The sequence below is a fragment of the Algoriphagus sp. SE2 genome (assembly GCF_039563885.1).
In the GTDB taxonomy this organism is placed as follows: domain Bacteria; phylum Bacteroidota; class Bacteroidia; order Cytophagales; family Cyclobacteriaceae; genus Algoriphagus.
Genome location: NZ_JBCLWJ010000008.1, coordinates 67,680 through 83,885, shown reverse-complemented (window position 1 = coordinate 83,885; position 16,206 = coordinate 67,680). Strand labels below are relative to the sequence as shown.

Below are 16,206 nucleotides of genomic sequence, written 5' to 3'. Positions count from 1 at the left end.
ACTTTTTCTGTGTTTTAATCCTGACTTCCAACCTTTGACCAAATCATATCTCCGATTTTCTCTCCTTGTTTCACTCCCTCTTCAATGGCATCACGAAAGTGAATTCCACCATATAATCTCGAAATAGCAGCTTCTTCTGAGGCATAAAGAAAAGAGGGGAATGGTCTTTCTGGTAAACCAAAGTAGGTTTCAGAGCTATCGATAAATTCAAAATTATCTCCAAAATAGCCTGTTAAAACAACTGCAGATGCTCTACTGATAACCGAGTGACCAGAAGTGTATTCGGGGAAAGGAGGCGTCTGTAAAAGCGGTCTCCATCGCTGATCCATTTTTTGATTGATTACAGTTTCAGGACGGATTCTATCGGTATCGTATTTTGCTTTCCAACAGGAAATAAAGGCATCATGCAATGCCATTCCAACCAATGCGTGTACAAAAGCTGTTTCTGTAAAAGAAAGATCGGATTTTTCGGCAGCGATCCCAGTGATACCTATCCAATGTCCTCCTGGTGATATTTTTTTAACACCAATTGCCATATGTCCTGAAAATTCAACTTTGAAAGGATTACAGTCCCAGAAATTGGCTATCAGTTTTTTCTCTTCATTTAGCTCATTGGTAGTATTGTATACTTCCATCAACTGTTTGTGAAATGAGCTCCCTTCTTTCATGTCAAATGGAGCCATAGGAGCTGGCTTAAAGTCTTCCAGATTTTGAATGAAAAAAGGCTTAATAGTTTCCCACTCAGGTTCTACTGCCGCGATATATGCAGGAGGAGTGGGGTACCAATACCCTTCCCCTTTTTGAGGGGTGTATCTGGTCAAAGTAGAAAGTTGGAGATAACCATCTTTTCTTGCTACTTCCATAATTTTCTTAGCAATTAAATCTGCTAAATTAATATGCTCTTGGAGCGACTTTTTTCGAATGATTTTATCTTTTAATGCCTTTTGAATCCATTCTTTTTGTTTTTCTTCCAATAAATAACCGGATGGCATGATAGCCTGCCCTACTTTTAGCATAGCCAAGATTCCGACAAATTCGGGAGAGGACACTTGACTTGTTGGAATACCCCATTCATGATTTTTCAAGTAGGAGCTTTCAATTAAGTCCCCATGTCTAAATGATTTTCCTTGACTTTTGACAACTAGATATGGGGCCAAGTTGGAATAGGCGTAAATTCTAGCTGCCACAGGAGGGCTTGCTACATCGGTGACCATAACTTCTGTTATATGGAATAGCTCCTCAGCATAAATTTTAGGCCAGTTTGGGTCTTTAGGACTACTTAAGACGGTATTAATATAGAGGCCACCAATTAAGAAAAGACCCGAACATATTTTGAATAAAAAACTCATTTGATTTGAAAGCTTTGCAAAGGCTGCTGGTTAATGCCAAATAGGATTTGGGTCGTACCGAGAGTTTTTACAGGAATGATTGATTTGATATCCCCCTTGATAGCCAGTCCGGATTCATTTGGTGAAATGGTTTGAAAGTTTCCTTTACCGTCTCCCAGCATGACTAATCCTAAACCAGCATCTATTTTTCCAATACGTATTCTAGCATACGTTTGATTTCCTCCAAGAATTAAATCCAAGTTTCCATCTCCATTAATATCAAAAGGCAGGATAGCATAAATCGGAAAAGATTGTGCCAGTTTCGGAAGTTTTTTAACAATGAATCCACTTTGAGTATTTTCTAAATAAACGGATTCGAGGATGTTTGCTTCGAGAACTTGGGCATTTTCAAGCTCCTTTTCTGTGAAAAGGTCCTGCATAGTTGCTGTAGAATAGGAAGCATAATCTGTAAATTTACTTCTCATACTGACCATTTGATCCAACAATTCATCCCTGCTTGGGAATGGGTACATTTTATCCCCAACAAAGCATTCTAAAATAGGATCTATCGAGCCATTTTTATCGAAATCAGAAGCATATAAACGCAGTACTTTGTTTTCATTTGCCTCAAATTGAGAGTTTAGTCCAAAATTACCTGCCACTAAATCCATATCTCCATCTCCATCAAAATCCCCTTTAGCAAGACTTCCCCACCATCCTGATAAACCAGATTGAAAATACTTTTGAGTTTGATTTTCAAAACCTGAGCCTGTATTAATCAAAATAGTAATTGGTAAAAACTCTCCGGCGAGAATTAAATCCATTTTACCATCGCGATTTAGATCAATTTTTTCAGAGCTGGTTATTAAACCTATTTTCCCTTCTTCAGGCAAATAATCTAACGTTTGATCCTTGAAATTTCCTGTTCCGTCATTGATAAGAATTTTACTTTCCGGAATTATTGGGTATTTGCCAGGGATTAATTTTGCACCAACAAATAGATCCAAATTCCCATCTGAATTGACATCGATTGCTTGAGCTGTACCTGTGCTAAATTTATAATCTGGAAAAAAATTTTGTTTGGACAGGTTACCATTGCCATCATTTAAATATAATCGATCTTGAAGGGCTTCATCAGAACCGATATAATCATGGTATCCACCACTTCCTATAAATAAATCTTGAAATCCATCCCCGTTGAAATCCTCGAAAAGAGCCACTGCATCTGTATATTCTGGCGTACTTCGAAAACCTGAATTCACTACCCAGCTATCGTTTTTGATGGAGTAGATTTCACCGGCTTGTCCTTTTGTTCCGCCAATAAAAATTTCAGGATTTCCGTCCTTATTCAAATCTCCTTGAGCCAAAACAGGACTGATATAACTTGGCATAGTTACCATTAAAGGTTGCCTTTTAAAATCATTAAACTCCATAGGAACTGGAGTGTATTTAGGAGCGAAATTACTTTTGCTAAGCAATGGAACTGGCTTTGAAGAGAGTTGCGAGCGACCAGAATTTTCTTTTTGAATCTTTAGATGCTGATTCGCAGGAACATTTTCAAGGAGTTGCACGGATTCATCCGGCCATGTTATTTTAATTGAAGTAACAGAGGTGATTTCATCTAATCCAAATTGAAGTCGTGGACTGACAGAGGATTGGAATCCTCTAACAGGTTGTAACTCTAAGGTTTGATTTTCTTTAGTTGTAGATACTTCTACAATAGCACCAATAGCATAAGTATTAGAAGAGTTTTCACTTAAGGAGATTTGTAGCCAATTATTGGGATTTGTATTGTTTTGGTAAATTGATGCGAAGTCATTCAGATTGTTTACTACTAAGTCCAAATCTCCATCATTATCCAAATCCGCATAGGCAGCTCCACTTGAAAACCCTTTCTCATCAAATCCCCAATCTTTGCTACGATCGGTAAATTCCAAGTTTCCCTGATTTTCAAAAATATAATTATGAATAGGGGTAGAGGTCATTGAAGTAACTAAATGAAGCGTATCCGCTTTTTCATTTGCAACTGCCTGTTTAAAGTAATAATCACCTTTGTACTTCAAGAAATCTCGATTTGTGTAATCACGAAAATACCCATTAGTAATAAACAGGTCTTTTTTTCCATTATTAGTTGCATCAAAAAACAGAGCAGACCAACTCCAATCTGTATTTGAAATATTGGCCATTTGAGCAACTTCAGTAAAAATTCCTTCGCCAAGATTTAACTGAAGCATGTTTCTCATGTTCTGATGATGAAATCCCTCTTTTATCATCAAAGCATACTGTTCGTAATTTTCTGGACCATATAATAATTTTTGCCTCTCATTATCCTCAGGTAGCATGTCTAGCGTATAGATGTCCAAATCCCCATCATTATTGATGTCTGAGATATCCGATCCCATAGAAAAGTGAGAAATATGCTGAAAATATTGAGGCATCAGATCTGAAAAAGTACCATCTTTTTGGTTGATGTAAACGTAATCCGGTTCTATGTAATCATTTGTAACCAATAAATCCATCCAACCATCCTGGTTGATATCTGAAGCAATAACTGATAATCCAAACCCTAGAGCAGAACCTTTTATTCCAGCCTTTTCGCTGATATCCACAAATTTCCCGCCGTCGTTTCTATACAGCTTATCTCCAGCATATGGATGTCTAATATCTTTTACATCACTAAATTCGAGTTCATTGATGACCTCAATGTTATGATTAAGCAGATACATATCAAGATCACCGTCTTTGTCGAAATCAAAAAATAATGCTTGGGTACTATTTGACTTATCATCCAAACCATATTCTGATGCTGATTCAGAGAAGGTGAAATCACCATTATTTATCCAAAGTTCATTGCCACGGTTAACAGGTTCTCCCTTACCCGAATAGCAAACATAGATATCTAATAAACCATCTGCATTCACGTCCGCCATACTTGCACCAGTAGTCCAAACTTCCTTTCCAGCTAATCCTGCATCTTTTGTTTTGTCTTCAAATTTCCAGTTTCCTAAGTTTTTATAGATTTTATTTGACCCCAAATTTGCCGTGAAAAACAAATCTTCTAGTCCGTCATTATCAAGATCTCCAATGGCAACACCCCCACCATTATAGAAATATTCGTAGCGGAGAATATTGTTCTTTTCATCTTCTTTTAATTGATTCTTAAAAGTAATTCCTGACTTCCTGTTTGAGATTTTTTCAAAGGATGTTGAGGAAGCACTTTGTGCTATTAAATTGTATTTTGGATTAAAAAGAAGTAAAAACCCTATGACGATAAAAACTGCCTTGGGTTTTAATAAGGAATTCATGATTTAAATTTTGAAGATTCTTAGCTCAATCGGTTTATTACATCTTCAAATAGCTTTTCATTGACGACAGCAACTCCGCCTAATAGCCCAACATCTTCACCAAGCTGGTAGAGTGCAAGCTCTGACTTTTCACGGGATTTTGCCATGCTATAAATATTCAAGGCTTGTTGAATTGGAGTTATTAAATATTGATTTGCTTCTGCCACTGATCCACCAATGATAATTAGTTCAGGATTTAAAAGCTGAATGAGAATAGAAATACCTCTTCCTAGATCAAGACCTGCTTCTGAAAGGATGGTTATCGCTCTTTGGTCGCCAGCTAGCGCAGCTTCCACTACCAGAGCTGGTTCAAGCTCCCCTTGATGATCTCTCACCATTCTAGCCAGAATACTGTCTTTATCAAGTTTGATGGCTTCTTCTGCCATCCTAACGATTGCTGTTCCCGAAGCAACTGCCTCTAAGCAACCTTTTTTTCCACACGTGCAAGTAACGTCTCTGGATTCGAAGATTGGGGAGTGGGAAAATTCGCCTGCAAAACCTGAAGCGCCTTGATATATTTTACCGTCAATGATAATACCAAGACCAATTCCCCATCCTACAAATATTCCTAAAACATTTTTGTGAGAATGGTCAGATCCAAATTTGAATTCCGCGAGGGTCATTGCCCTCGCATCATTTTCCAGGAATATTTTCTTCGAAAACCTCGCTTCTAAATTTTCAAGTAATGACTTTTTTCCGAATCTCAAATAGGTATAATTTACTCCTGTAATCGAATCTAACAAACCTGGCATGGATATACCAATTGCTATAATTTTTTCAGAACTAATACCGCTTTTTTGAAGATAAGTATCAATTAAATCACACAATCGGTCAAACGTTTCTTTTTCGTTATCTAAGGTGATTTTATGACTTTCCTTTTCGTAAGCTATTGTTTGATTACAGGAATACAAAGCTAGATTAGCTTGAAATCTTGATAAATCTACAGATAAGACATAGAATGCATCCTCTGCAAGTCGATATAAATCGGGTTTTCTCCCACCCTGAGACTCAGCTCTTCCTTGCTTTATTACTTCACCAGATCCCATAAGGTCACCTAGCAATGCATTTACTGTTGGAAGAGAAATTCCGACTTCTGAACATATTTCACTTGCTGTATTTGCACCTTTCAGATACAAATTCTTAATGATTTTGAGTTTGTTTAGGTAGCTTTTGATTTCGACGACTCCGTCCATTTTATCAATTACTTCCTGAGGGTTTATTAGATGCATAAGTCAAAATTATCCTTCAATTAAAGTATTTTTTAAGTTTGAAAAAAGTACTTTTTTAAAAAAATACATAAACTTAATTTGAAACATTGTGTAATTCGTGATTTATTGAATAAATAAGGGTATTTCGGTAAAAAGATTTAAGGAAAAAGCTGTTCAAGGATTGTGTCCCCCTTTTAATACTTCATTATTTTTAGCTAGATAAGTTAAAAAAAAATGAAATTGAACTAGTTCCTGACTTATTGAAATCCTTCTGGTGTTCAAGGCCAGGCAATCCCAATGAATTTTGGAGAAAGAGTTTCTCTTTAAAAAGGGGAGCGCCATAGACTGTTTGGGACTAAATTACAGGGTTTTGTTGATGAAATCTGAATGCATTCAGACCCAGTTAACCCATCTAATGAAGATGATATAGTCTAGTTAGAGGACGATTATGCTAGATCATATAAAAGCCCGGAATAACCGGGCTAAAAAATTTTGACAAATAGGTCCGTAGCTCAATCACCCTTAAAATAATCTAATACAGTTTAAAAAATCAGTCTATCGGACAAGATTAAATAGTTATCTAATTTAAGATAAATATCTAAAAATTAAAATATTACATTTGAAAATCATTTTAATTAATTTGAAATATTCTAATATATTTCGATTCTAGGATTAACAGAAATTCGATCAGGAATATATTTTTTTGATTTTCATTGATCAAAAAGGAGTTTGTCTAAAATCTAATTACCTCAGAATCCTCTTCTACAATTTCATCATCTTTATATTTTATAAGATCCTCAAGTCTTCCAGAAGGATTGTAATATCTCCATAAACCATCCTTTTTACCTTCTTTCATGTTGCCTTCAGAGGCTTTCCTACCATTTTCATGGTAAAAAATCCATAATCCTTCAGCTTTTCCTGATTTATAATTCCCTTCTGATTCTTTTTTTCCGGTTACATAATAGGTGATTCTTGTACCATTTCCATCTTTCAAAGTCCCCTTATCATATTTTTCTTCTCCATCAAAAGAATTATATGGGCCTACGTTCATTAATTTTCCCGAATCCCAGAATTCCTCTTGTGTAAGATTTCTATTATCGTAAAAAAGACCCCATACTCCATCTTCCATTCCTAATTTATAAGTACCTACGGACTTTAATTGACCTCCGTCATAATAGTAAAACCATTGACCCACTTCTAACCCTAAATTGAATTCACCTTCAGCAATGAGGATTCCAATTTTGTTAAAATATTTCCAATTTCCTGTTTTTAAATCATTTCTATATTCTCCAATAGAATAGATTTCTCCATCTGGAAAAAAACTTTTCCAAAGACCAGTTTTCATTCCAGATTTATACATTCCTGAAACAGAAAGCTCACCGGTGTTATGATATTCCACATATTCTCCTTCAGGAACTCCCAATACGTAAGTTTGCCTTTTTGAAAGGTCCTTATTCGGAAAATACTCTTCCCAAGTGCCTTCAGCTATATTATTTTTGTACTTTTCAATTCTCGCTATTCGCCCATTTTCATAGTAATAATTCCAAGTCCCGGTCTTTTTGCCATATTCATCATAAATTTCTTCTGCTTCAATCCTTTGATTTTCAGGGAAATACCTCTTCCAGACGCCGATTTTATTTCCATTGGAGTATTTACCTTCTTCTATGGCCCTATTAGGATAAAAATATCTCTTGAAGTCACCGTCTAATTGTCCGTTTTTATAGGTTGTCTCAATTAATAAAATTCCTTCTGGATCGTATTCTAGATAGGGTCCTTCTCTTTTGTTTTCCTTGAAATTTTCTACTATTGCGGGCTCTCCGAATTCATGATAGGTTACCCAAACACCAGTTTTCATCCCATTTTCATAAGTACCTTCTCGTTTGACTTGCTTCGGTCGAATATATCCTGGATTACCTGTTTTCCCATAATATTCAATATACTGCCCGACCAGTAAACTATCCTGGAAAATCATTTCATTTATCAAAGCTCCATCCGGATCATAGATTTGAGTAGGTCCAAAAAGTTTTCCATCCTTATATTCAGCAACAACTTTTTTTTGACCTCGTGAGTTGAAAGAGGTCCATTGACCTTCTTTTACGCCATTTTTGAACGTTCCTTCAGAAAGTAATTGATTAGTTTTTGGATTATAATATTTCCAAAGTCCTTCTTTTACAGGACCTTCCAAAACACCAGTGGCCATAATTGAAGAATCTTGACTGTATATTTTAACAACAGCGGGTTTCTGGGCAAAAAGCGACGATGAGTACAAAATCACCCCTAACAACAGGATATATTTCATAGAGATACTATTCTTTCAGGTGAATAGGTTATAAACGATTTTGACATAAAGTAATAAATTTTGAACTCTTATTAAGCAATTGATTTTATTTTACGTGATTACCCTGTTGCAGTTTTAAAAAAAATATTATTTCTCCTCTCCGAAAATTTTGGAAAATTGTTCTATGAGTGCACTGATATTCTGAGAGATTGTTTTAATTATCTCAGATTCATCACCTTCTATTTTTATTTCCTTAAGCCAAACTTGTAATTCTTCTTTCGAAAATTGATTTATATCGGGAGAATTTGTTTTTTGATTTTCAAGAATTAACCCCGGATAATCCCACGGACTATCTGTCATTCCATAAAAGAAACTGTTTTCATAAAGAAAATTATAAACCTTTTCTGAATTTTCATTTCCTGTCAAAATCTGTAAGTATAGTCCATTTCCAAACCAATTCAAGACTCGAATATTCAAACCTGATTTTGGGTTAAAATCTCTAATTATGTCTAAAACATGATATGGCATTCCAAGTAGATCATTACCTCTTGAAAGCTTTTTGGATTTGTGTTTAGAACGGATTTTTTGGAGAGACTTATCTGAAATATTTTCAGCGACTCTAGACAATATTTCCCAGAATTGGAGTTTTAACCTATGCTGTCTTTTAAAAAAAGAATTGTCTCTCCACAGTTTTAGGTCTACATGGTGTCGATCTGAACTCATATTACCATCTTAATAGAGAAGATGCCCAAGTAAACCCTGAGCCAAATGCTGCTAGGCAAATTAAATCACCTTCTTTTATTCGACTTTGTTCCCAGGCTTCACTGAGTGCTATAGGGATAGTAGCTCCTGTGGTGTTCCCCAAATGCATAATATTGTTGAAAACTTTATCATCCGAAAAATTCAATTTTTGCTGGATATATTGACTGATGCGGAGGTTTGCTTGGTGCGGAATCAAAAGGTCTATATCCTCTTTTTTTAATTTATTGAATTCTAAAGCTTCATTTATTACTTCTATAAACCTTACAATGGCATGTTTGAACACTACGTTTCCATTCATTTTCAAAAAGAAACTACCTGAATCAAATAATTCTTGGGAAAATCTGTCTTCTCTTGAACTTCCCGGATCCTTACAATATAGTTCTTCTGCAAAATTCCCGTCTGCATGTAAGTGAGTAGATAAAATTCCTGAATTTTCCTGATCAGTAGCCCCAAGTACCAAAGCCCCGGCTCCATCTGCAAAAATAACTGCACTTGATCGTCCTTCATTGCTTTTATCTAATCCAGAAGATTGAATTTCCGCTCCTACTACTAAGATTCGTTTATACATTCCGGTTTTTATAAACTGATCAGCTACAGAAAGTGCATAAATAAATCCTGAGCAAGCATTTCTTATGTCAAGAGCTCCAATTCCCGGTATTCCCAATTCCCGCTGTAACAGGACTCCATTTCCAGGGACATAATAGTCGGGCGTAATAGTTGCAAAAACAATGAAATCTAAATCTGAAGCTTGAATCCCAGCCCTTTCTAATGCAATTAGAGAAGCTTTCTTTGATAAACTAGTCACAGTATCGATTCCAGGTGTAAACCATCTTCTTTCTTCTATTCCCGTACGTTCTACAATCCACTCATCATTTGTATCCATTATTTGAGAAAGTTCCGTGTTGGTAACTACTCGATCAGGGACAGAATGGCCTACACCTAGAATTTTAGATTTCTTCATCACGAATTGGGTTTATTAAAAAGATATTCAAATATGAGAATATGATTACACTCAAGCAAAAGACCCTTTCATACAAGAAAATGTTTTTTACTACCCAAACAAAGTATAATTTCCATGTTGATCCATTGGAGAAGTTTTGCGCATTACAGCTGGTGTATCATTTTGCACAGAGTTAACCAAAGGTGAAACTGAAAAACTAACCATGGAGTCAGATGATAAAGGCTTAAGGATCTTTTTTAAATCCTCATCAGATGTGTAATTATCCAACCATATTTTTTCAGCCTCTTTTGTGAAAATAACTGGCATTCTATCGTGAATCTCAGATACAACCTCATTAGGAGTGGTCGTCAAGATCAAAAAGGTATGTTGTGTTTCTCCGGATACAGATTCGTATTCTTCCCAGATTCCGGCCATCGAGAATAATTCATTATCTCGGAGTGTAAATCGATAAGGGATTTTTGTCTTTTTGCCCAGTTTTTTCCACTCATAAAATCCATCTGCGGGAATGATGCATCGTCTTCTTTGGAAAGAGCTTTTAAAAGAGATTTTCTGATCTATCGTTTCAGATTTTGCATTGATTAGTTTCAGGGCGACCGGTTTGTTTTTTCCAAAATCTGGGGTGATACCCCAATAAAAAAATGAAAATCCTTTTGGACTTGCTGAAGTAATGACGGGGACTAACTGAGTAGGAGCAATATTATATCTAGGCTTAAAATCACTTAGCATTTCCGCTTGGAACCTTTCTTCTAGTTCGATTTTACTTTTACTCAGTGAATAGCGTCCGCACATAATTGATTTGATTTATTAAACCTAGAATTGGAAGTTAGATATCCTTACTTATAAATTCAACTGCCCGAAGTTCAGAATAGTAAGGTTTTTTAGATTCGGTTGAGGTAAATCCTACATGACCTCCTTTTTTAGGGAACTCAAAATACACTTTTTCTAGTTTTTCCGCAAGATCATATGGATAGCAAAGTTCACTTAAAAAAGGGTCATTTATTGCATTTAAGACCAATGTTGGCACTTTTATTTTTTCTAGGAAATATAATGAAGAGTTGATTTCGTAGTATTCTTCAGCATCTGAAAACCCATGAAGTGGGCCTGTTAAATAATCATCAAAATCTGTTAAAGTTTTTATGTTTTTCAACATTTGAACTGGAATTTCTTTGGGATGAGCTCTAGATTTTAGGACAACCTTTTCTTTTAATGTTTTTAGAAAACGTTTGGAATACATCGTATTCTCCAAAGAAGAGATTTTTTTACTGGAACTACTGAGATGAAGTGGGACAGAAATAGCAACGCCTTTTTTTATTTTTTTTGATAAATTCTGATTTTCTCCTAGATATTTTAAAATTAAATTTCCCCCTAATGAAAAACCTATCAAATTAACTTCGTCATAATTAGTTTCAGAATGGTTAATTACAGTCTTTAAATCATAGGTGGCTCCTGAATGATAAAAAATGGGTTTATGATTTAATTCCTCTCCACAGCCTCTATAGTTCCAAGTAAGAACATCATAATTATTTTTTAGGAAAATTTTAGTCATTCCCAGAATGTAGGCCCGGGAACTATTTCCTTCTAAACCATGGTTCAGAATTATTAGTTTTGAGCTCCCATGTTTATACCAATCTAAATCAAGAAAATCCCCATCAATCGTTGTAATTCTTTCACGAATAGGCTTTTCCAACTCAACATTTCTAAATATGGCAGGGTAAATGGTTTCTAAATGGCGGTTGAAAAGCCAAGTTGGTCTTTGATAATTATTGTTCTGAATTAAGGGCATATCAGGGTTTTGGAATAAGATGGCTGAAATGCATGGGTAAAATACTAGTTTTATATTTGATTAAAGATATTATAAAAACTATTTTTGGACACTATTAAAAACGAATAGAGCGCAATAACTCATGGCCGAAATTATCAGAATGCCTAAAATGAGCGACACCATGGAAGAAGGTGTGATCGCTGCATGGTTGAAAAAAGTTGGGGATACTGTAAAACCGGGAGATATTCTGGCAGAAGTAGAAACCGACAAAGCAACCATGGAGCTTGAATCCTACGATGAAGGTGTGCTTTTATATATTGGAGTAAAAGAGAAAGATTCCGTACCAGTTAACGGTGTAATTGCTGTCATTGGTGAGAAAGGAGAGGACTACGAACATTTATTGAATGGAGCTGAGAAGCCTGCTGAAGATAAAAAGGAGGCCGCTAAAGCTGAAGAAACTCCCGCAGAATCAAAACCTGAAGCTCCAAAAGAAGACATTGACGTATCAAATATTGATGCGACTGTTATCACGATGCCTAAAATGTCAGACACCATGCAGGAAGGGACTATTGCCTCTTGGTTGAAAAAAGTGGGGGATGATGTTAAATCAGGAGAAATAATCGCAGAGGTGGAAACTGATAAGGCCACCATGGAGCTGGAAAGCTACGATGACGGGACGCTATTATATATTGGTGTAGAGTCAGGGGATAGTGTTCCTGTAGATGGTGTTATCGCTGTGATCGGAGCAAAAGGAGCGGATTATGAGACTTTGTTGAAAGCCCATAAAAGTAGTTCTGCTGATTCAAATGCGGAACCAAAATCTGAGCCAACACCTACTCCAAAACCGGAACCTGTTTCATCTGAAAAATCTGAACCTACTACAAGTTCAACTCCTGCTATGACTTCTGAAGGAGAAAGGGTTAAAGCTTCTCCTTTAGCCAAGAAGATAGCTGAGGAAAAGGGATTTGATATTAGACTGATAAGTGGGTCAGGTGATGGAGGAAGAATAATTAAGAAAGATGTAGAAAACTTTGTTCCTGCTGCTGCAGCACCTCAGGCCACAGTTGCTTCAGGAGCTCCTGCTATAGGTCAGGAGAGCTTTAAGGAAGAGAAAGTTTCTCAAATGCGTAAAGTCATTGCAAAAAGACTTGCCGAAAGTAAATTTGGTGCTCCTCATTTCTACTTGACCATGGAAATAAACATGGACAAAGCTATTGAAGCGAGAAAGAGCATGAATGAGGTTTCTCCAGTGAAGATTTCATTTAATGATATGGTAATTAAAGCTGCAGCTGCAGCTTTACGCCAGCATCCCAAAGTTAATTCTAGCTGGTTGGGAGATAAAATCAGATACAATGACCACATTCATATTGGAATGGCAGTTGCTGTGGATGAAGGTTTACTGGTTCCTGTAATTCGATTTGCAGATAGCTTGTCTCTATCTCAAATTTCTACACAGGCGAAAGCTTTAGGTGGGAAAGCGAAAAATAAAGAATTACAGCCTAAGGATTGGGAAGGAAATACCTTTACTATTTCAAATCTGGGCATGTTTGGAATTGACGAATTTACAGCGATTATCAATCCACCGGATGCTTGTATACTTGCTGTAGGAGGAATTAAAGAAACTGTAATAGTTAAGGATGGTCAAATGCAAATTGGAAATGTGATGAAAGTGACCTTATCCTGTGATCATCGAGTAGTCGATGGATCTGTTGGATCTGCATTTTTGATTACCTTAAAGAGTCTACTCGAAGATCCTGTGAGAATCCTGGTATAAATATTAACTGTCAAAAAGTCCTGATTTCAGGACTTTTTGCTTTTTGTATGGTTATTGGTATAACCAAGAGAAATGATGAATTGCTAGGAGTAATTTTTCTAAGAGAGAGTTATTATTAATAGCGTAAGAAATAAACAAGTTTTTATGGAAAGAATTAAATCAACAACTGTTGTGGCTATTCGTCATAACGGCGAAGTAGTAATAGGTGCCGATGGACAGGCTACATTAGGAAATACAATAGCAAAAAGTACTGTAAAAAAATTAAGAGTTTTGCAGGGCGGAAAGATTGTTACTGGCTTTGCAGGATCAACGGCTGATGCATTTACCCTATTGGAAAAATTCGAAGAGAAATTAGGGGCTTTTGGAAATAATATGAAACGGGCTGCAGTTGAGTTGGCAAAAGAGTGGAGGACAGATAGAATGCTAAGCAAACTGGAAGCCATGATGATTGTTGCAGATATGGAAGATATATTAATTATTTCTGGAACTGGAGATGTAATCGAACCAGATATGGATATTGCCACAATTGGTTCAGGAAGTATGTACGCTCAATCTGCAGCCAGGGCTATGAAACAATTTGCTCCTCAAATGACTGCCGAGGAGATGGTTAGAGAAAGTTTAAATATAGCTGCAGATGTATGTATTTATACCAATCATAACCTTGTAATAGAGAAAGTGAATTAACTATTTTTGAATCTAACAATTCGGCCGGAGATAATTCTCCGGTTTTTTTTATGCCTTTTTATAAACCTGTTGACTCGTTTATATGTTACGCCTATGACATCAAGTAAAATCTATGACAACTACTTCAGCAAAAAAGACAACAAAGAAAGATTTTAAAAAAATAATTCTTGAAGCATTTAAAGCGTATGTTTTGGAGCATGGAACGATGCCCAAATCAATCTTTAAGTTTTCAAAGGACTTGAAAATGAAGGAAGAGGAGTTTTATACTTGGTATACTTCTTTTGATTCTATTAAGTCCGCCATTTGGCTTGAAATATTTGATGAAACTTTGAAGCAGATTGAAGCCCAAGAAGTTTTTAAAGAATATAGCGCAAGAGAGAAATTTCTAGGTTTTCTATTTACCTGGATCGAGGAACTAAAGAAAAACAGATCTTATTTACTGAGTCTATACTCAAGTAATACTCAAAAAGTAACTTCTCTTCCAAAAGAAGCAATCGCATTTAAAGAAAAGTTCAAGGAGTTCGCTAGCGATATCATATTAGAAGGTAAAGAAACTGAGGAGATAGCAAACAGGCCTTTTATAAGTGAAAGATATGATGAGGCAATGTGGATTCAACTCTGGTTTGTTTTTCAATACTGGTTGAATGACAGTTCCCCAAGATTTGAAAAAACTGACGCAGCGATAGAAAAATCCGTCAATCTAGCTTTTGATCTAATGGGCAAAAGCGCTTTAGATTCTTTTATAGACTTTGCAAAATTCATGTATCAATCCAAATAGGTAATGGCTGAAAAATTAAATGAACAGGAATCAATTCCGGTATCTAAAGTACAAAGAGCTGCCAAATTCATTTCAACTGGAGCTAGGGTTGGAGGAAATTATGTGAAGCATTATGCCAAGAAGGTTGTAAACCCAAGCATGAATAAAGAAGAGTTGCATCAAAATAATGCATCTGATATTTATAATTCCTTGAGCCAGTTGAAAGGTTCAGCTTTGAAAGTGGCTCAAATGATGTCGATGGATAAAAATCTTTTACCTAGAGCTTATCAAGATAAGTTTACAATGGCTCAATATTCTGCTCCACCACTTTCTTACCCTTTGGTGGTAAAGACATTCCAAAAATACTTTAGTAAAACACCTGACCAAATCTTTGAAACTTTCACTAAGTCGGCAGTGAATGCTGCTTCTATTGGCCAGGTTCATAAAGCAACTCAATCTGGAAAACCGTTAGCTGTTAAAATTCAATATCCTGGGGTAGCAGATTCAGTGAGTTCAGACTTAAAGTTAGTAAGGCCTTTCGCTCTTCGTTTATTAAATATGAACGAAAGAGAATTAGATCATTATATGGCTGAAGTAGAGGAGAAACTATTGGAGGAAACTGATTATATTCTTGAAATTCAACGTTCTAGAGAGATTTCAACAGCTTGCTCACATATCTCGAATTTAAAGTTCCCAACCTATTACGATGAATTTAGTTCAGATAGGATAATTACTATGGATTGGATAGAAGGGCAACATTTGAAAGAATGGTTGGATTCAAATCCAAGTCAAGATGCTAGAAATCAAATTGGACAAGCGTTGTGGGATTTCTATCATCATCAAGTCCATAATTTAAAACAAGTCCATGCGGATCCTCACCCAGGAAATTTTATTATTCAAGAAGGTGATCAATTAGGGATCATCGATTTTGGATGCGTTAAGGTTATTCCAGAAGATTTCTACAATGGGTATTTTGCTTTGATCAAAAAAGACCTTCTTATAAATCAAAGTGAACTTGATCAGATCTTTTATGGCCTTGAGTTTATTTCTTCCAAAGACACAGAAGAGGAACAAGCTTATTTTAAAGGTGTTTTTAAAGAAATGATTTCTCTATTAGGTAAACCGTTCCATGTGGATCGATTTGATTTTGCCGATGACGGTTTTTTTGAACAAATTTTTCAATTGGGTGATAGGATCTCCAATGACAAAATGTTTAAAAAATCAAGACAAGCCAGGGGTTCAAGGCATGGCTTATATGTAAATAGGACTTACTTTGGTCTGTATAATTTGTTAAATCAACTTCAGGCAGAAGTAATCACAACAAAACCTGATTGGTTAAAATAGAAAA

The 16,206-nt window shown here is 35.8% G+C and carries 12 protein-coding genes; 4 read left to right on the top strand and 8 right to left on the bottom strand.

Annotation, left to right across the window (positions count from 1 at the left end; translation table 11 throughout):
• Positions 1 to 14: 14 nt before the first annotated feature.
• The 8 genes from AAGF08_RS11370 to AAGF08_RS11335 form a co-directional block, all read right to left on the bottom strand.
• The gene (locus tag AAGF08_RS11370; protein WP_343511287.1) at positions 15 to 1,349 is read right to left on the bottom strand and encodes a vanadium-dependent haloperoxidase; all 1,335 of its coding nucleotides are present in this window, start codon (positions 1,347 to 1,349) and stop codon (positions 15 to 17) included.
• Positions 1,346 to 4,633 (bottom strand): VCBS repeat-containing protein, encoded by a 3,288-nt coding sequence (locus AAGF08_RS11365; protein ID WP_343511286.1) that lies wholly within the window; start codon positions 4,631 to 4,633, stop codon positions 1,346 to 1,348. Before AAGF08_RS11365 ends, AAGF08_RS11370 begins: the two co-directional genes overlap by 4 nt.
• Positions 4,634 to 4,653: 20 nt before the next feature.
• Positions 4,654 to 5,901, bottom strand: coding sequence for an ROK family protein (locus AAGF08_RS11360; protein ID WP_343511285.1), 1,248 nt, complete (start codon positions 5,899 to 5,901; stop codon positions 4,654 to 4,656).
• Between the two features lie 712 nt (positions 5,902 to 6,613).
• Entirely contained in the window at positions 6,614 to 8,179 is a 1,566-nt protein-coding gene (locus AAGF08_RS11355; protein ID WP_343511284.1) for a hypothetical protein, read from the bottom strand.
• Between the two features lie 126 nt (positions 8,180 to 8,305).
• Entirely contained in the window at positions 8,306 to 8,881 is a 576-nt protein-coding gene (locus tag AAGF08_RS11350) for a hypothetical protein (RefSeq protein ID WP_343511283.1), read from the bottom strand.
• 1 nt (position 8,882) lies between these two features.
• Positions 8,883 to 9,881 (bottom strand): beta-ketoacyl-ACP synthase III, encoded by a 999-nt coding sequence (locus AAGF08_RS11345; RefSeq protein ID WP_343511282.1) that lies wholly within the window; start codon positions 9,879 to 9,881, stop codon positions 8,883 to 8,885.
• Positions 9,882 to 9,971: 90 nt separating this feature from the next.
• Positions 9,972 to 10,670: an SOS response-associated peptidase gene (locus AAGF08_RS11340; RefSeq protein ID WP_343511281.1), complete on the bottom strand. Its 699-nt coding sequence runs from the start codon at positions 10,668 to 10,670 to the stop codon at positions 9,972 to 9,974.
• A gap of 34 nt (positions 10,671 to 10,704) precedes the next feature.
• The gene (locus tag AAGF08_RS11335; RefSeq protein WP_343511280.1) at positions 10,705 to 11,664 is read right to left on the bottom strand and encodes an alpha/beta fold hydrolase; all 960 of its coding nucleotides are present in this window, start codon (positions 11,662 to 11,664) and stop codon (positions 10,705 to 10,707) included.
• Between the two features lie 121 nt (positions 11,665 to 11,785).
• Here AAGF08_RS11335 and AAGF08_RS11330 point away from each other — a divergent pair, with 121 nt between their 5' ends.
• The 4 genes from AAGF08_RS11330 to AAGF08_RS11315 all read left to right on the top strand — a co-directional run bounded on the left by AAGF08_RS11330 (position 11,786) and on the right by AAGF08_RS11315 (position 16,202).
• Positions 11,786 to 13,417 (top strand): pyruvate dehydrogenase complex dihydrolipoamide acetyltransferase, encoded by a 1,632-nt coding sequence (locus AAGF08_RS11330; RefSeq protein WP_343511279.1) that lies wholly within the window; start codon positions 11,786 to 11,788, stop codon positions 13,415 to 13,417.
• 144 nt (positions 13,418 to 13,561) lie between these two features.
• Positions 13,562 to 14,101, top strand: a complete 540-nt coding sequence (gene hslV, locus AAGF08_RS11325; protein WP_343511278.1) for an ATP-dependent protease subunit HslV — start codon at positions 13,562 to 13,564, stop codon at positions 14,099 to 14,101.
• Between the two features lie 112 nt (positions 14,102 to 14,213).
• Positions 14,214 to 14,879, top strand: coding sequence for a TetR family transcriptional regulator C-terminal domain-containing protein (locus AAGF08_RS11320; RefSeq protein ID WP_343511277.1), 666 nt, complete (start codon positions 14,214 to 14,216; stop codon positions 14,877 to 14,879).
• A gap of 3 nt (positions 14,880 to 14,882) precedes the next feature.
• Entirely contained in the window at positions 14,883 to 16,202 is a 1,320-nt protein-coding gene (locus AAGF08_RS11315; RefSeq protein WP_343511276.1) for an AarF/ABC1/UbiB kinase family protein, read from the top strand.
• Positions 16,203 to 16,206 lie beyond the last annotated feature (4 nt).